The sequence below is a fragment of the Bacillota bacterium genome, from assembly GCA_012727955.1.
Taxonomy (GTDB): Bacteria; Bacillota; Limnochordia; order DTU087; family JAAYGB01; genus JAAYGB01.
The window spans coordinates 1-18,152 of record JAAYGB010000041.1 but is presented as its reverse complement, the minus strand read 5'-3'; the positions used below and the strand labels follow the sequence as shown (position 1 = coordinate 18,152).

The 18,152-nt window shown below is 51.7% G+C and carries 16 protein-coding genes; 9 read left to right on the top strand and 7 right to left on the bottom strand.

Annotation, left to right across the window (positions count from 1 at the left end; all coding sequences use genetic code 11):
* The first annotated feature begins 112 nt into the window (after positions 1-112).
* Complete coding sequence (locus GX030_07705) at positions 113-328, top strand: DUF4411 family protein (GenBank protein ID NLV92260.1); 216 nt, start codon at positions 113-115, stop codon at positions 326-328.
* 210 nt (positions 329-538) lie between these two features.
* Here GX030_07705 and GX030_07700 read toward each other — a convergent pair whose 3' ends face one another.
* Positions 539-1,546, bottom strand: coding sequence for a hypothetical protein (locus GX030_07700; GenBank protein NLV92259.1), 1,008 nt, complete (start codon positions 1,544-1,546; stop codon positions 539-541).
* Positions 1,547-1,703: 157 nt separating this feature from the next.
* Entirely contained in the window at positions 1,704-4,109 is a 2,406-nt protein-coding gene (locus GX030_07695; protein ID NLV92258.1) for a glycoside hydrolase family 2 protein, read from the bottom strand.
* 224 nt (positions 4,110-4,333) lie between these two features.
* Between GX030_07695 and GX030_07690 the strand changes: the two genes are divergently transcribed.
* From GX030_07690 to GX030_07675, 4 genes are all read left to right on the top strand, one after another.
* Positions 4,334-5,227 carry a site-specific DNA-methyltransferase gene (locus GX030_07690; protein NLV92257.1) on the top strand — a complete coding sequence of 298 codons (894 nt, stop codon included), beginning with the start codon at positions 4,334-4,336 and terminating at the stop codon, positions 5,225-5,227.
* Between the two features lie 32 nt (positions 5,228-5,259).
* Positions 5,260-6,216, top strand: coding sequence for a family 43 glycosylhydrolase (locus GX030_07685; GenBank protein ID NLV92256.1), 957 nt, complete (start codon positions 5,260-5,262; stop codon positions 6,214-6,216).
* A 366-nt stretch (positions 6,217-6,582) separates the two neighbouring features.
* Positions 6,583-7,356: an amidohydrolase family protein gene (locus GX030_07680; protein ID NLV92255.1), complete on the top strand. Its 774-nt coding sequence runs from the start codon at positions 6,583-6,585 to the stop codon at positions 7,354-7,356.
* Between the two features lie 15 nt (positions 7,357-7,371).
* Positions 7,372-8,718, top strand: coding sequence for a hypothetical protein (locus GX030_07675; protein NLV92254.1), 1,347 nt, complete (start codon positions 7,372-7,374; stop codon positions 8,716-8,718).
* A gap of 186 nt (positions 8,719-8,904) precedes the next feature.
* On the opposite strand, the gene GX030_07670 is transcribed toward GX030_07675, so the two are convergent.
* The 5 genes from GX030_07670 to GX030_07650 form a co-directional block, all read right to left on the bottom strand.
* The gene (locus GX030_07670; GenBank protein ID NLV92253.1) at positions 8,905-10,173 is read right to left on the bottom strand and encodes an arsenic transporter; all 1,269 of its coding nucleotides are present in this window, start codon (positions 10,171-10,173) and stop codon (positions 8,905-8,907) included.
* A gap of 139 nt (positions 10,174-10,312) precedes the next feature.
* On the bottom strand, positions 10,313-10,453 hold the full coding sequence (locus GX030_07665) for a hypothetical protein (GenBank protein NLV92252.1): 141 nt from the start codon (positions 10,451-10,453) through the stop codon (positions 10,313-10,315).
* Between the two features lie 149 nt (positions 10,454-10,602).
* Positions 10,603-10,830, bottom strand: coding sequence for a heavy-metal-associated domain-containing protein (locus tag GX030_07660; GenBank protein ID NLV92251.1), 228 nt, complete (start codon positions 10,828-10,830; stop codon positions 10,603-10,605).
* 120 nt (positions 10,831-10,950) lie between these two features.
* Positions 10,951-12,810, bottom strand: a complete 1,860-nt coding sequence (locus tag GX030_07655) for a heavy metal translocating P-type ATPase (GenBank protein ID NLV92250.1) — start codon at positions 12,808-12,810, stop codon at positions 10,951-10,953.
* Between the two features lie 101 nt (positions 12,811-12,911).
* Complete coding sequence (locus GX030_07650) at positions 12,912-13,205, bottom strand: iron-sulfur cluster repair di-iron protein, ric (protein ID NLV92249.1); 294 nt, start codon at positions 13,203-13,205, stop codon at positions 12,912-12,914.
* A 244-nt stretch (positions 13,206-13,449) separates the two neighbouring features.
* Between GX030_07650 and GX030_07645 the strand changes: the two genes are divergently transcribed.
* The 4 genes from GX030_07645 to GX030_07630 form a co-directional block, all read left to right on the top strand.
* Complete coding sequence (locus tag GX030_07645; GenBank protein ID NLV92248.1) at positions 13,450-15,165, top strand: phosphotransferase; 1,716 nt, start codon at positions 13,450-13,452, stop codon at positions 15,163-15,165.
* A 26-nt stretch (positions 15,166-15,191) separates the two neighbouring features.
* On the top strand, positions 15,192-16,577 hold the full coding sequence (locus tag GX030_07640; protein ID NLV92247.1) for a YcjX family protein: 1,386 nt from the start codon (positions 15,192-15,194) through the stop codon (positions 16,575-16,577).
* A gap of 15 nt (positions 16,578-16,592) precedes the next feature.
* A complete protein-coding gene (locus GX030_07635; GenBank protein ID NLV92246.1) occupies positions 16,593-17,660 on the top strand; it encodes a DUF697 domain-containing protein in 1,068 nt (355 codons plus the stop codon).
* 91 nt (positions 17,661-17,751) lie between these two features.
* The coding region (locus GX030_07630) for a GNAT family N-acetyltransferase (protein NLV92245.1) at positions 17,752-18,152 on the top strand (401 nt) is incomplete at its 3' end.

Below are 18,152 nucleotides of genomic sequence, written 5' to 3'. Positions count from 1 at the left end.
CATCTATCCACCTATTGCCAATTTATCGAGATGCATGTGGGGGATAGGCTGACTGATGAAGCTATGTGAAGAAATGTTTGAAGCCGGCCGTTGAGGGAAAGACGAATAGAGCATAAGATATCGGATAGTAGGACGTTTACGGCATTTTAGAGACAGCGCCAAGAACGAATTTGCGTCTGGTGCGGATCCGTGGCTTGTTGCCTATGCCTGCGCATACAATTGTTCTGTGGTTACGCAGGAGGTGTACAAGCCCGAAACCCAGAGGACAGTTCCCATCCCCAACGTATGTATTGAGTTTAATGTAGGTTTGATACCTTTGATATGCTGAGAGAGTTAGCAGTAGTTATCTAGGCCAGAGGCCTGATGAGGGTAAGTCTCAAAGTCTATATCGCCTCCATGGTTAGTTGGCAGCGTCTGGTGAGATTATCGAAAGGGGGCTTCTATTGCCGGGGGGTAATCAAGGGTACAATGAGCAACGGGGCACCATGCGCCCCGTATGTTGCCATATAGATATGTGTTTGAGCTGTTGTGAGTTGCTTCACTCTAGTCTCACTTGGTACTCCTTCTCACTGCCGTATTTAACAAAGGCTCGGCAGGCGAAATCCTGAGCCTGACGTTCTAATCCGATCGCTTCATTGCCAGAGTAGTATCCGGCAATGAATCCACCATTGAATCTGCCCAACTCCTCAATCATCTGTTTGGCGTCCTGCTCAATGAGATGGAGATCCTTGGTCTGCAGCGTAGTTTGGATATCCACGGGACACCAGAAGGTCACCTTACCGCCGAAATCCCTAGCTAGGTTGCTGATTCCATGGAGTCTGGGCTGATCGAATTGCAGAACATCCACTCCAACTTCAATCAAGTCCGGAATGATGTCATAGATGTAACCGCAGGAGTGCATGAATACCTTGAGTCCATGGGAATGAGCAAGACTGCATAGCCTGTCAAAACCGGGTTTGAAGATTTCCCGCCACATCTGGGGATGGATCAGCAGCCGATCCTGGGTGCCCCAATCCTCTGCGAACATAATGGCGTCAGCATCGGTAGCTGCAATGTGGTGAATCATTGTAGCCAGTAGGTCTTCGATGGCAGAGAGCAGTTCCATAACTCTGTCTCTTTCCAGATGCAAATCCATCAGAAAAAGCTCCATTCGCCGCATCTTGCGGGCAATACTGAAGGGGAATCCCGGTAGGTGAGCGATATGATACTTGTCTGGAGTGCTGGCGAACCTCACCTGCATCCCTAGATACTGCTCGGGATGGTCGTAGCAAGGGAACTGGTAGGTATCAAAGTCAGACCAGTCGGCCAGTACACCCTTGGCCACCTCGCCCTTAGAAAAACCTTCTAATCGATTCCATGTATTGCCCCATTCATCGATCATCGCCCATCCCGTTTCCGTTCTGTGCCACGGAACACCGGGCCGTTCCGGATCACGGGCTATCCCAGCTCCGACAAAGTCATTGGGATATGGTTCCGGCAAACTCATCGGAATTCGTTCAGGACCGGCAAAGTTAAGTGCCGCTTCCACGATTTCACGGCTGTTCATCCTCTTGACCACCTCAAATTGACTATCTCTTGGGTTCAGGCTGAGTAAGTAACACTAAAGTCTCTAGATTCATTCTGCTTCCCTAGAACCGACGGGTAGTTATTAGGAGCAAAGGCGGTGAGTCAAGAAACTCAACCCACCGCCAGCATGCGTGTACCTACTCGCAGCGGATCTCTACTACTGCCGGGGGCAGCCCTTCCGCGGTGGCTTCCACCCGAATTTGGCCCGGGGTTCTTCCAGCACGCACGCAAGCCAGAACCTGCCCTTCAAAGGTATAGCGCTTGCCGGTACCGTAGTTTTCCTCTGTCTTGGGATTACCCGATCCCAACCCCTGAAGTACGCCTGCCCCCTCAACCTTAACGGAGACCTCAATCGACTCGGCTACTACCGGAACTCCATCCTCGTCAAAGAGCTGAATCGGGATGAAGCACAGGTCCATTCCATCGGCCTTAATTACGCTGCGGTCGGGAGTCATTACCATCTTGGCGGCTTTGCCGGAAGTCTGCAGCTTGTCAGAGGCAACCCTCTGGCCGCCCTTCCAGGCAACACACTCTAATATGCCGGGTTCGTAGGGTATCTCCATTACTGCCATTAGTTTTTCAGGCTTCACTTTGCCTACGCTTTGGCCGTTGAGGATAAACTCAACTTCATCGCAATCGGCATAGGCCTGTACCTTGACGGGTTTGCCGACATATTCCGAGGCAAAGGTCCAATTCCGCTGGACATACTCCCAATGCCATCCCATTCCGTAGAAGGGTTTTCCGGTCCTGTCTGGGTGGGTGGTGAACATATGAATACCATCGTCCAGGCCCCACATGATCTTCCGGTAATAGGATTGGGGTCGACGGTTACCGCTGAGGTCATGATCTCCCTGGAAGCAGCTGAGCCAGGGCCAATCACCAATGAGACCCCGTATCGGTTCATCGAGATCGTAAATTGCCCGGCCGGCTCCGGCCTCACCGAGGTTGTCGTAGGCCGTCCAGATGAAGTCACCGATGACGTTAACGTTTTCCATTGTCGCCTGCCAGTAGTCGTAGGTGTGGAAGGAGTGGGTCTCGGTGCCGTGAATCACCCGCTCGGGGAACTTTTCCTTGTCGTAGGCATATCGCCCATACATATAGTTGTAGCCAGCTATATCCAAGGCATCGAAGGGAGCCTTGGTCTTCTCGCCCCAAGGATCCCTGTCGTCCTTTGGGAGTCCCCCGGTGGGTTTGCCCTGGGAGATTAGGGTCTGCTTGATATCCCGGGGCTCAGGGGTGGTGCCGGGATCGGGAGGATAAAACCCATGGGCCGCCGCGGTGACGGGCCTGGTGGGATCCAGGGAGCGCACATAGTCTGCCTGTACCTTGGTCCAGTAGGCGCCGTCGGATACCCCAAAGAGTTCTGGAATCTCATTGCCGATGGACCAGCAGTAGATACAGGGATGATTGCGGTCCCGCAGCACCATGGCCCGGGTATCGTGCTGCCACCACTTTTCAAAGTAGAGGTGGTAATCCAAGGGGTTCTTCTGGATTCGCCACTGGTCAAAGGTTTCATCGATTACCAATATCCCGATGCGGTCACAGGCATCCAATAAGGCCCGGGAGGGAGGATTATGGGCGGTGCGAAGGGCGTTATACCCAGCATCTTTGAGAATCTGTACCTTTCTTTCCTCAGCCCGGGGGAAGGCACAGGCCCCTAGGAGGGTGTTGTCATGGTGGATACAGCCGCCCCGGAGCTTGAGTTTACGACCGTTGAGCCGGAAACCATTTTTGGCATCGATCTCAATGGTTCGAATTCCGAAGGTAGTCTCGCTGACATCGGCTTCCTCGCCCTCTACCCTCAATACCACCCGGAGGGTGTAGAGATGGGGCTCGTCAACATCCCACAAGAGGGGTGAGGGCACAGTCAAATCGATACTGATGGGTGTCTTGTCCTTGGACCTCAGGGTCACTCTCTCGTGCCCTTCTGACACAGCACTGCCGTCCTCGCCAATGATTGAGATATCAACTTCACCTTCGTATTCTTCCTCGAGGGTGTTGGTGATTTCAACAGCAGCATTGACTACCGCCCTTTCGGCGCTTACCTCCGAAGTGGTGACAAATACATCCCAGGGATGGATATATTGCTTTCCTCCCAGCCAGATGTTAACCTCACGGTACAGGCCGCCTCCAGAATACCAGCGGGTCGATGGTTGCAGGGATTGGGTAGTAATGAATAACGTGTTGGTAATGTCTGTACGCAATTTTTCCGTGAGATCAACCTGGTAGGCGGTGTAGCCGTAGGGATGATGAAAGAGTTTATCCCCGTTTAGGAAGACCTCAGAATTCATATAAGCGCCATCGATGGCCAAAAGTACCGTCTTGCCCACCCATTCCTGGGGCATGTCGAAGTGTTTGGTGTAACTGCCCTGTCCCTCTGGGAAGAATCCATTAGAGGCCCCACCGGGACTATCGGGTGTGCGGGGCTTGTTGATGATATAGTCGTGGGGTAGGTCGACCTTCTGTGTTTGCCAGCCAAAGGCGAACCAGCGAGTTGTGTGATCAGAAAACTCCCAGTCGAAGTTAAAAGGAATCTCTCTCACGTCTGTTCCCCCTTATGTATGTTCTGGTTTCTCTCTCCCCTTCACTATATACCATTATTTGGACTTGGTAAAGAATTCTGGAAATTTACTGATGATAAGAGGGGATTTGAACGATAACGCGAAGGTGTAATTACCCCTGCGCGCGAAACCATATGTGTTCTGTATCGGATGCGGGTTAGGAATAGGGCAGACTTTCATATATTCTAGGGTTTGGAGTGAAGCTGATGGCTAGGACGAAAACTTCAGCCTTTGGCACCTCAAGACGAGAGAGCCATGATGCTTCGGAGTTTTATAGTCGGAGTATATATAGGAAGGAAATAGGGGTTATCTATGAGCAGCTCAGCACCATGGTTGAGTCAAATCAGCGAGTTGTACCCGATAGGCCCTTAGAGGAGTGGGCCAACAGAATCTACTGCCACAGCTCCGAGGATATGTCCCATATCCCCAATGATAGCGTTGGTTTAGCCTTTACCTCACCGCCTTACAACGCCGGTAAGGACTACGATGAGGATCTAGGTCTGTGTGATTACCTGTCTTTAATCGGCAGGGTCGCCAGTGAGGTCTATCGTGTGCTCAAGCCGGGAGGTCGGTATGTAGTCAACATCGCCAATCTCGGTCGGAAACCCTATATCCCTCTCCATTCCTACTTCTATATGGTTCATACCGCGGTGGGATTTCAGCCCGCAGGAGAGATTATCTGGCAAAAGGGAAAGGGTATGAACGGAAGCTGCGCCTGGGGTTCTTGGCTTTCCGCGAAGGCTCCCCGGCTGCGGGACGTTCACGAATACTTACTGGTGTTCACTAAGGACGGATTTAGCCGACCGGACAGAGGACAATCGGATATTTCTCGGGAAGAATTCATGAGCGGCACCCTATCGGTTTGGAATATAGCCCCGGAGTCTGCCAAGAAGGTAGGCCATCCGGCTCCCTTTCCCCTGGAGCTGGCCGATCGAGTAATTCGGCTCTTTTCCTATACCGATGATGTGATACTGGATCCCTTCTGCGGCTCAGGCACAACCTGTGTGGCTGCTGCCTTAAGCGGAAGGTTCTATGTTGGGTATGATATTGTGCCGGAATACTGCGAGCTATCGAGAGCGAGGATTCGAGAAGGCCGATGAGGAGCCTTTAATCCTTGCTGCATAAGGAGTGGATGCAATCAATGTCACATGCCAATAACAGGTCTGACAAGAAGGAACAGGGCCGTTCAGGTAATCCCGTCTTTCCCGGGTGGTACGCTGACCCAGAGGCCCGGATCTTCCAAGGGCGCTACTGGATCTACCCAACCTATTCGGCACCCTATGATGAACAGCTTTTCTTTGATGCCTTTTACTCCGATGATCTAGTCCAGTGGACCAAAGTAGGTCCCATCTTGACCAAGGAGGATATCCCCTGGGCTCGCCGGGCAATGTGGGCACCTTCACCCATTGAGAAAAACGGCAAATACTATTACTACTTTGCCGCCAATGATATCCAAAGCAATGATGAACTAGGTGGAATCGGGGTTGCCGTTGCCGATCAGCCAGAGGGCCCCTTTCGGGATGCCTTGGGAAGGCCTTTGATCGGTGAGTTCCACCACGGAGCCCAGCCCATCGATCCCCATGTGTTTATCGATGATGATGGCACCGCTTCCTTATACTATGGCGGGTGGCGGCATTGTAATGTCTGCAAACTCAACGACGACATGATTAGCCTTGGGGTATTCGATGATGGTGAGATATATAAAGAGATCACACCCGAAGGGTTTGTTGAAGGCCCTTGCATGATCAAGCGCAATGGCAAATACTACTTCATGTGGTCGGAGGGCGGTTGGACGGGACCGGATTACTCCGTTGCCTACGGCATTGCCTCATCACCCCTGGGCCCCTTCAAGAGGGAAGGGACAATCCTACAGCAGGATCCCGAGGTAGCTACAGGAGCCGGCCACCACGGCATCTTCAATATTCCCGGTACCGATGAATGGTATATTGTCTATCATCGGCGTCCTTTGGGAGAAACGGATCGGAACCACCGGGTGGTATGCATCGACCGGATGGAGTTCACCTCGGATGGTCGAATCAAGCCTGTGAAGATCACCCATCAGGGGGTAGAGCCCCGTCCTTTGAAGTAGCCTGTCCTAACAGATGATACAGAGGCTGTACACGAGATAGTCAACACTACTAGGACCGCAGCGAAGGTATGACCTTTGGTGCGGTCTTCTTGATCCGGAACGAATCCTCCGTTAGTGGGCGCAGTTTCCCTTGTTCCAAGGACAACCGGCAAGTGCCATATCGGAGGGAGTGCATCCCAGTAAATTCTCCAGGGGGAAAAGGGATCACCAGCTGCCGCAAGAAAAAGTCAGAAGAGATACAATTGCCGCAAATATTAGAGGGGTAATTGGCACTTCTAACCCACCATATCTTGAGACGATACAGACAGAGAACCGGGCACAACCACATAGAACATGCCTGCCCTCCTATGAAAGGAGCTTACCGCGATGAAAAGAATAGACGCCCATGTTCATGGGGAGCCGCCTCAGTCTGCCAGGGAAGGTAGAGAGTTTGTTGAGAGGTACCGAAGCCTGGGTATTGACAAAGTGGTGTTAATAGAAGATCCCCATACTGTGCTCAAGGCAATGGGCGTTTGTGGGGACTTTATCATTCCGGTGTTTCGGGTAAAGCCCGATATCGTGACCCCCAATGAGATCGAGACTTACTTCAAGATGGGCTGCAAGGGAATCAAGTTCATTCGCCCTGGAAGTGCCTATAGCGATCAGAAGTACATGCCGCTATATAGAAAAATCGCGGAGCTGGATGGAGTTGCTGTCTTCCATACTGGATACCTTGCCCATCGTAACTACAAGAACCCCGAACCCCTGAACATTCTCGACATGGCCCCGGCTCATCTCGATGCCATTGCCCGGCAGGTTCCCACTCTGCGGATGTTGATGTCCCATTACGGCAATCCCTGGTGGGAGGAAGCCTGGAAGGTATCCTACTCCCATGACAACATCTATGCCGATTTGTCAGGAGGAACGGCCTACATCAGATCCATGTTTCTGTGGAAGGAACTCTTGGCCCCCAACGGAAAGCTCTTCCTGCCGGCCGTGGAGAAGCTCTGCTTTGCCTCTGATATTCACTACTTCCGTTCGGAACTAATGATTGAACCCTATTTTGATTTCTACGATACTTTGCTGAGTGAAATCGGCGTCAGTGAGGAACTAGCGGAGAGAATCAACTATTTCAATATCAGTGAGCTCTTCAAGCTGTAGGTAGGAGGTGTACCAGTGGAGGGTAAGAATCGCAAACTGCGAATTGTACTCATCGGGGGTGGCAGCTATGCATGGACTCCCAAAATCGTCACCGACTTAGTTCTTGAACCAGGCTTGGCTGGGTCAACGGTGGTCCTCAATGACATAAATCCCGAGGCTAATGAGGAGTTGGCGCAATACTGTCGCTTGGTGGTTGATAAAGCAGGAGCCGACATTAAGATTGAGACAGAGACCGATTTGGCGATTGCTGCCAAGGATGCCGATTTCGTTCTCCTGACGATCTCCACCGGCGGTCTCGAAGCGATGACCCATGATATCGAGATCCCGGCTAAGTATGGAATTATGCAGCCCGTAGGCGATACCGTCGGCCCCGGTGGTATATCCCGGGCACTGCGAAATATCCCGGTGGTAGTGGACATCGTCAAAACCATCGAATCGGTAGCTCCCAGGGCTTGGCTCCTCAACTACACGAATCCAATGACCACCCTGACTAGGGCCTGTCACCTGACCAGCTCTGTGCGAACGGTGGGTCTATGTCACGAACTCTTTGGGGTGATGAATCGCTTGTCCCAGTTGCTGGGCATAGACGCCGATGAGATGGTCCCGGTTGTAGCTGGAATCAACCATCTAATTTGGATTCTAGAACTGACTGCCCATGGTAGGGATTTGCTGGCGGAACTTAAGAAATACTGGGCAGACCATTCCTCGGAGATGCTTGGCTTTGACAAAGAGAAGGTATCCCAGGATCCCTTTGGCGATCGGATGGCTGTGAAGTTTAACCTATTGGATGTCTACGGGGTGTTGCCGGCAGCCGGAGATCGACATATTGCCGAGTTCTTTCCCTATTTTCTCACATCCCGGGCTAACTATGGCCTCGACTACGGAGTTGGCTTGACTACCATCCAGCGGCGGAGGGAGAATCTGGCTAAGGCTCAGCAGAGGATTAGACACCTAATAGCCAATCCAGAGGAGATCTCCGTCGAGGAGTCCAATGAAGCCGCTGCGGATATCATTTCTGAGATTGCCGCGGGTCGTGAGGCTATCCACATCCTGAATCTACCTAATACCGGTCAGATTGACAATCTGCCCAGGGAGGCAGTGGTAGAAACCATGGGCGTTGTCGGACCCAATGGGGCCCGGGGAATTGCCGTTGGGTCCTTGCCTGCACCGGTGGCTTCGATCCTCCGGCGTCACGTAGAAAATCAGGAGATGACCGTGGAGGCAGGACTTACCGGCAATAGAAAGCTGGCCTTTCAGGCGATGCTCAATGATCCGCTGCTGCAGGGGCTATCGCTCCATGAAGCCTCCCAGATGTTCGACGAGCTACTGGAAGCCAACAAAGCGTATCTACCCCAGTTTTAGGTAAATCAAGTAATGTTCTACTGCCGCAGCTGAGGGACATACCTTGGCTGCGGTTTTTGTGTGCCCCGTTGTATGGCGAAGGCCCCAGAGTCGCATCGCAATCCTGAACCGACAAGTAAGGGCACCACTTCAAAATGAAGCAGTGCCCTCTTCTTAATTGCTCTTCACGTTATCATCATGTTCTAATTAAGCATGAATTAGCCAAATCAGTGCATAACCGACGGTCACAGCCGTTAGGGTAAAGGGAACACCAATCCTCATAAATTCTCCTGCGCTTACCTCGTATCCATCCCTACGCAGAATGCCAAGGGCGGTAATGTTAGCAGAGGCACCGATAGGTGTTAAGTTTCCTCCTAGAGTTGCGCCAGAAATAAGTCCGAAGTAAAGAATATACGGCTCGACTCCTAACACTTGAGCAATTCCGGCGGTGACCGGCAGCATCGTCGCCACATAGGGAATATTGTCAATAAAGGCAGAGAACAATACAGAAGCCCACACGAGAAGTGTATAGACAATAAAGAGGTTATCTCCACTCAAGCGAACAAAGATTTTGGCTATATCATTGACAAGCCCTGCCCTAGTGACGCCACCAACGACTACAAACAGCCCACTTAGCAGAAGCAGGGTGAAATAGTCGAGCTCCTTCAGCGCATTCCAGATAACCCCAAAGTTGTTCTTCCTGATTGCGCTTCGCAGTACCCCAATTGCGAAAAGACCGACACAGATTAGTCCATTGGTGATGCTCGGTTTCTGTGGGATAAAGGAAGCTAGAATCAGAAGAACAACCATGCCGACCAGAAGCATGGAGGGGAAATAGTCTCTAACCTTGGTTCTTCCATCGGCTCTGACCGACTGCTTGTACTCCCTGAAGATGTAGAACAGAATCAGCGTTGCAGCAATGGCACCTGCCTGGACAACCCAGAACAATCCCGGCTTGCCGCGGAAGACAAAGAAGTCTAGAAAGTCCATATTGGCGTATCCACCAAGAAGAATCGAAGTGGTGTCACCGACCAGGGTAGCCGCACCCTGGAGGTTGGAAGCCACTGCAATAGCAATCAGGCTCGGGACTGGCGAGATCCCCAATTTTTTCGAAATACTCAAAGCCACCGGTGCAACCATGAGAACCGTCGCCACGTTATCGATAAACGCGGAAACGAACCCGGCAAAAAGGGACAGTGCAATAATTGCCCACTTAACGTTGGGCATTCTTTCGATAATCAAGTCCGCAAGCAGTGCCGGCATCTTGGATTCGATGAACAGAGCCACAACACCCATGGTACCGGCGATCATCAAGATCACATTCCAATCAACTACAGCAAACACTTCGCCGAAAGGAACAATTCCCAGCAGCACATAAACCGCCGCTGAGGCTAAGGCTATGTAAGCCCGATGCTTAGGTAATGACAAAAGCAACACATAAGTAAGCACAAAAATTATCGCCGCAGCAATTTTCACCTATTCTCTCCTCTTTTCACGCGTCTCCAGGACATTCTGCACAGAATGGGTTACTGGAGTGAAATGGTTCAAATCCCCGGGCTATTGTATCAAAAGAAACTACCAGAGACAACGACAGCGGGTCCACGAAAAGAGGCTGTTATCCACCCCTACTAACGGAGATGCCAACAGCCAAAAGCTGCGTACTATACTGGTCTTTGCGCTCCTTCGCCAGCATCATCATGAACTCATCCCCGGCAATGATCTCTTTCCCCAACAGGTACTTAGGCAGCTGATGCAACGGTCCTTGTCTCCTTCAAGTTTTGTTTAGCCTGTGCGGAGCAAGACTTAATTATTTCCAGTACCGCTAGTAGAGATCGCCATGGTGAGACAGGCTGGGGCCAAAAAGGGTGCGCTCCCCATCGGGAACGCACCCTTTACGCCGTTGAACTATCTAACACTGGATTTTTGAACTTCGTAGCCCACATTGGTAATGGCCTTTTCAATGTCTTGGAGAGAAATCTTATCTTCATCAAATTCTAGTTTTACTTTGCTGGAATTGAACATCACCTTTATCGTATCTTGGGCCACTCCGTCAAGGGCTTCAATGGCACCTTCGATTTTCTGCATGCAGGATGGACAGGTTAAAGTTTCCAATTGCAGTGTTGCCGATTTCATCTTGCAGTCTCCTTTCGGATAAATCTCCTTTATCTTAGCTGATTGCCTCAGCTCATTTCTTCTAGTAAATTATAGCCTACTTCATCATCTGGAACCTTGATCTGGATCAGGTTTTCCAGGTTATCCCCTGAGTTTGTAGCGCAGCAATCTCATTCCGTTCAGGATTACAGCTAAGATGCTGCCTTCATGAACTAGCATACCGATGGACATATTCATCCAGTCACTAAAGAGTACGCTGGCTAGTAAAACCAAGACAACTCCCACAGCGATCACGATATTCTGTCTCATGTTCCTGGCAGTAGCCTTGGTAAGGCCTAGAGCATGGGGCAACCGGCCAAAATCTGAGTTCATCAAGACCACATCTGAGGTTTCAATGGCCACATCGGTGCCGCCACCCATAGCAATGCCGATATGGGCTAGGGCAAGGGAAGGACTGTCATTCACCCCGTCTCCTACGAAGGCTACGATTTGACCTTTGTCAATTAGTTCTTTGACATAGGCCGCTTTATCCTCCGGCAGCATGTTTCCATGGGCTTCTGTTAATCCCAGCTCGCGGCTGACTACGTCAACGGTGCCTTGGTTGTCACCGGAGAGCATCACAAGGTTCTTTACGCCAAGTCTTCTGAGTCTCTGGAGCTCTTCCCTAACCCCTGGACGGATCTGGTCCCGTATGCCCATTAGAACCTTCAGCTCGCCATCAACTGCTGTCAGGACCAATGAGTTACCGTTTTTTTCAAAGCGGGAGATGTCGGCTCTAGCCTGCTGACTAAGGGCAACCTTTTCTCTTTCCATTAAGGCCACATTGCCTACGGCTAGTCTGTGACCATTTACAGTGGCCACAATTCCGCTGCCCTTTACCACCTCTGTTCCTTCCACCTCTGAAAACCGAGTCTCGCCTATTTCCTCTAAAACCGCTTTGGCTAAGGGGTGGTCTGATTCGCGCTCTACACTGGCTAGATAACCAAGGGCCTCATCAGTATTGTTTCCATAGTACGCTACCTCTGCAACGGAGGGATTACCCATGGTGAGTGTGCCGGTCTTGTCGAAGACCATGGTATCCACTCTGCTGAAGTCTCCGATTACTTCACTGCCCTTAAGCAACACGCCGTGCCTGGCTCCATTTCCGATGCCAGCCACATTGGAGACAGGTACGCCAATCACTAAAGCACCTGGGCAACCTAGAACTAAGATGGTGATAGCCAGCTCTAGATCCTTTGAAAACAGCCAGACCAGAAGGCCGATAATCAAGACTGCCGGCGTATAGTATTTGGCAAAGCGATCAATAAAGCGCTCCGCTTCAGACTTGGAGTCCTGGGCTTCTTCCACCAGTTCAATAATCCTACCGAAGATGGTATCTTCACCAACACGGTCAGCCACAATTTGAAGGGTTCCGTTATCTAAGATGGTACCGGCAAAGACACTGTCACCCTGCGCTTTACCGACAGGGATAGATTCGCCTGTGATGCTGGCTTCGTTGATGGAGCCTTCACCGGAGACAACAGTGCCATCCACCGGTACTTTAGCCCCGGTTCTTACCAGCAAAATATCGCCTACATCGACTTCGTCGACGTCAACCTCTTGGAACTCGCCATTTTCCATTTGTTTAAGCGCACTTTCTGGTGCCATCTCTGTGAGCTCTTTGATGGCCGAACGGGTTTTATTCAAGGTTCGCTGCTCTAGATAGGCACCGAAGAGGAAGAGGAAGGTGACAATGGCAGATTCCTCAAAGTTTCTGATGATAAAGGCTCCAGTAACGGCGATGGTAACAAGAACATCAATGCTAATTACCTTAACCCTTAAGGCTTGATAGGCTTGGATGGCAATAGGGGCTATGCCTAAAATCGAAGCGATGATCAAGGCCCCTTCAAAGAGTGGTACATTGCCAACTGTCCATTTACTGAGAAAGGCAATGGCAATTAGGATACCGCTGATTAGGGCAATAGTGTTCTTGTTTCTCAAGATGCGACGTTGTAATTTCATACCCTCACCTCTCTTCATTGCTAACTCCAAATTGCATCCAATTACTTAACTAGAGTCCTATGCTGCCTGTAGCTGACGATGATAGTGCCGCAAACAACTTCCTAAGCGCTATAAGCTTCATCGAGTTCCTGGAGCAGGGTGTAAACGGCCTCGTAGGTTTCGCAGACATTGCCTGGTACTTGGTAATTCCCAGTGATTTGGCGCAGCTGGGCAAATTCATCGGTGAGGTCCGGCTTCGCTGTGCCAGCAGCCTGCATTTTCTCCCTTAGTACATCGAACACTTTGCGTACCTCATGGAATTCTGGGTGGGTTCCCCCGTGGACACGGGCTACAACCGGTACATACATCTCCAGCTTCTCTAGGTTCCGCGCCTTTACTTCGGCAAATCTCGTCATTATTTATTCCTCGCTTTCGTTTCATTTTGTGTGGTTGCCAGGCTTTACATGTATACCTTACCATGGCAAGTACTGCAGGGAATTGATCCCGGTCAAGATTTGGTTTTTTGTCAGGACTGCAGAGGAAAGGGAGGCTCTGTGTCCTTACCGCTACCCTTGCACGAACCTTCGCCCGACGCCTCATCTTTACCGGGACAGGGAATTGCATCTGCGAAGGGAAATCTTCTTGGGGGAGGCGGGATAGATGCAGGACATTGCCAGTTACAGTACCTTTAAGACTATTGAGCCTATTAATAGGGGCTGGTCACGGGACCAAAAGTATCGGGTCGAGACCCAGGACGGTAGGACCTTACTACTTCGGGTTGCAGATATTTCTCAACATGACAGGAAACAAACCGAGGTAGCTATGATGAAACAGGCCGCGGCCTTGGGAATACCGATGTCAGTGCCGTTAGAATTTGGGACCTGCAATGATGGTAAAAGTGTGTACGGGCTTTTGACCTGGTGTGAAGGTGAAGATGCCGAGGTGGTGTTACCCCGCCTCCCAGTGATGGAACAGTACCTCTTGGGGGTAGAGTCCGGGGAGATTCTTAGAAAGCTTCATTCCCTTCCAGCACCGGTGGATCTGGAGAGATGGGGTCCTCGGTTTAACCGGAAGATAGATGCCAGGATTCAGATGTACCGGGAGTGTGGAATTAGAATCGATGGGGATGACCAGATTCTAAATTACATTGAAGCCAACCGCCATTTGCTCACGGGCAGGCCCCAGTGTTATCAGCACGGAGACTATCATGTAGGTAACATGGTTCTGACAGAGGATAATCAGCTGTCAGTCATTGATTTTAACCGCTGGGACTATGGCGATCCCTGGGAGGAGTTCAACCGAATTGTCTGGAGTGCAGCAGTCAGCCCCCATTTTGCCACCGGGCAGCTGAGGGGGTACTTTGGCGGCGATCCTCCAATGGAGTTCTTTCGGCTGTTAGCACTTTATATCGCAACCAATACCATCTCGTCTATCCCCTGGGCAATTCCCTTTGGGGATGAGGAGATCCAGGTGATGAAAAACCAAGCTCAGGATGTATTGGCTTGGTTCGATAACATGAACAATCCGGTTCCAACTTGGTACCTAGAGGACTGGCATGTGCAATCCATCGATGGTGTGCCCTATAGACTAAAAGCGCCCTGGGACCTTTCCTTTATCGGGAAATACGGTAAGGTGTTTAAGGTCTTTGATGAACAGGATTCCGGTAATATCTGCTTTGGAGTGCAAAAGGGCGAGGAAAAGTACTTTGTCAAATTCGCGGGCGCTCCCACCATCGGTTACTCTGGCCCTCCGGAAGAGGCGGTTAAGCGCCTAAAAGAGTCTGTGCCGGTGTATCGAGACCTAGCCCACCTCAATCTGGTGAGACTCCTGGAGGCCGAGGAGATTGGCGGCGGCTTTGCCCTGGTCTTTGAGTGGGTTGACGGGGAATGTATGGGTAAACAGTACCCAGAGTCTAGGCAAAGGTTCTTGCAGCTGCCCAAGGAGACAAGGCTTGAGGCTTTTGACGCCATCTTGTCCTTTCATGCCCACGCAGCATCCCAGGGATATGTCGCCATTGACTTTTACGATGGCTGCATCATGTATGATCTTACCGCCAAGAAAACGGTGCTCTGTGACATTGATTTATACAGTAGGGCTCCCTATACCAACAATATGGGTAGAATGTGGGGTAGTACCCGTTTTATGTCTCCCGAGGAATTTCAGTTGGGGGCAGTAATCGATGAAGTTACCAATGTGTACTTAATGGGAGCCACAGCCTTCGCTTTATTTGCTGAATCTGACCGAACACCGGAGAAGTGGCAGCTAAGCGAGAAGTTATATGAAGTTGCGGCAAAGGCTGTTAGTGATGCCCGCAGTCAGCGGCAGCAATCTATTCAGCAGTTTGTCGATGAGTGGAATGAGGCCAGGGAAAAGTGATCCCCTGTGCTTGAAAGGATGACAGCATGGCTAGACTGCCAAGAATCAGAAGGCGAAATATCAGGGTTGGGGTTATTGGCCTCTATGGCGCTGGCAAGACGGTGTTTCTGACCTCCCTGATCAACCATCTGCGCAACCACGATCCAAAGCGGTTTCAGCTTGGCGATTCGCCCTGCCGGGTGACGGTCTTTCGAGAGTTGGCACCGGAGTACAACCTGCCTCGGTTTCCCTACGAGCAGTATCGGTCCTCCTTGGTTAATGAAAGACGTTGGCCCCGGAAGACTACCGTCACTTCCAATTACGTCCTAGCGTACGCCCGCTCGGACCACCCCCTCGTCAAGTATCGGCTGTCCCTTTTGGACCTTCCCGGGGAGAGAATTATGGACCTGTCTATGTATGGCAGTAGTTACCGGACCTGGAGCAGGGGGATCTTACGGCGATTGCAGCTGGAAGAGGAATACCGGGAGCCGGCAGAAGCCTACTTGCGACTGGCTGCTAGGCCCACCACCAGTGAAGCGGTGTTGATCGAGGCCTATCGGCAGCTGTTGCGTCGGCTTTTTTGTGGGTATCGTCCGATGATCACCCCCTCAACCTATCTTTTGCCCGCCAAGACCGATGACCTGACAGCGATTCCCCAACGGGGCGTCTTTGATCAGACCTTTGTTGGCCTTGGGCCCGACAGTCAGTTTGCTCCACTGCCAGAGAGGACTCTGTCCCAGAATCGAGACCTAGAAAAACGGTTCACCCAGCGCTATAACGCCTATGTCCGGGAAATTGTCAGGCCCATGGCCAACTTTCTGCGAGGCTGTGATTCTCTGGTGATTTTAGTGGATGTGGCCACGGTGTTGGCTGGTGGAGTTAGCTCTTACCATGGGTGTCGGGAGCTCTTGGGGGAAATCATCGGTGCCTTGAAGCCCGGAGACAGTGGTTTACCTTCCTATGTTTTGCGGGAAGGAACGCGCCTGACGGGAGATATTGTTCCCGGAGCTGATTCTCTGCTTCGACTGGCGATTCCCCACATCAACCGGGTGGCATTTGTTGCGACCCAGGTCGATCGGGTCCATGAAAGGGAGCGGCAGAAGCTAGCGGGTCTGCTAAAGGACATGACCTACGACCTGATTGATGCCCGCAAAGAGCAGTCCTGGGGCTTACAGGTAGATTGGTTTGCCTGTGCCGCGGTAGCCTCCACCGATAGCAAGCAGAACGGGATGATTCAGGCTCGGCTCCAGGAGGACAAGCTTGACAATGTCATAGTTAACTATACTACCACTCCGGTTCCCGAGTACTGGCCAGAGGATTGGTCTCCAGGGGATTACCAGTTTCCCTTTGTTCGGCCCAGCATTCCCCTAAGGCGGGACGCTCCACCAAGGCACTTGGATTTGGATCGGGTGGCTAGGTTTGTATTAGCCTAAGGAAGGTGAGTGAGGATGTCTAGAGTTCAGGAACAAACCACCTATGGGATTCCAGCGCAACAGGCTAAGACCCTAGAGATTGTGACAGAAGAAGAGGAGATTACCCTCGATACCGGCTTTGATGAAGCCGAGGATCCTGATCTGCAATTGGATCTGGAATCGGACTTTCAGTTCGAACCATGGCTGGCGAGAATAGTTTCCAGCAGGGAAGCCGCAGCTCTGGTCGGGGGCATTGTTCTTCTCATTGGACTGTTTGTCTTGACCCAAACCCTGTCGGCGGTGGCGACGCTGATGAGTTTGCCGCAGCCTCTGCGCCTTGGCGGGTATGTCCTTCTGGGAGCGGTGCTGGTGGGCTTGGCATGGTGTGCTATAAGGTTGTTGCGGCCCCTTTGGCGACTGCGTCGATCTCCTCAGCTGAGAAGTCAGAGCTTGTTGGTCTTGGCTCAAAGGCAAAGGGCTCGGGAGAAGGCTGCCGATGATCTTGCTGAGGCGAAGCGGCTGTTAACGGATATTCTCCAGGCTCATCCGGTGATGGACCCTGCTGCCCACCGACGAATCCTGAAGTTTGGTTTTCAGGTTGATGAACTGGAATCGATTCGCAGGGGAGCTCTCAGGATCTTAGAGGAGGAAATGACCACCTATGAATCCTGGCTGGAGCGTTATTTGACTTTGTTTGTCAGGCCCCTTGAGCAGGTGGCCAAGCGAAGGGTCAAACAGTACGCGGTGAGGGTTGGCGCCTTGACCGCGGCACTGCCAACGGACTTCTTGACTACCGCGGCAGTGTTGTACAACTCCACCTTGATGGTCCACGACCTCTGCCAAATCTTCGGCCTGCGGACAGGACGCTTCGGGGCTCTGACCATCACCACCCGAGTCTTGACCAATGTCCTGGCTTCAGCCTATGCCGACGATGCCGCTGAGGCAGTGGGGGACATCATTGCCGAGGCCCTTCCCGAAGGCCTAGGAGTCGGCGGCAAGGTAGTTGGCAATGTGGTGAAACCGGTGGGAGAAGCTGCCATCAACGGAGCCCTGCTCCTGAGGTTAGGACACCGCACGATAGCCCTGCTCACCCCCTGTAAGTAGGGGCAGTGAAATGCGCCGCAGTTACTTCCTTGGCTAAGGACATACCGGATTGGCAGCCGAGGTGGAAGCTGGACTGGAAGGAAGTGAAACATTGGTCATCACAGAAGCTGCTCTGGAGGACGTCGAGGTTCTAAGTGAACTGGATCGTCACCTTCGTAAGGAAAACTTACCGAGGAAGATTAGAGACAAAGAGATTCTCGTCCTGCGGAAAGATGACAAGATAGTTGGATGGCTGCGGTATGGCTACTTCTGGGACAACCTTCCCTTCATGAACCTGCTGTTCATTTTGGAGCCCTATCGCTTCCAAGGGCTGGGCAGCCGATTGGTAGCCCATTGGGAACAGGCGATGAAGGAAAGGGGTCACAGGATTGTTATGACCAGTACCCAGGCTGATGAGGAGGGCCAGCACTTCTACCGCAAGCTGGGGTATCGCGATATCGGCGGGTTTGTGCTCCCCGGGGAACCCTTGGAACTAATCATGATTAAGGAATT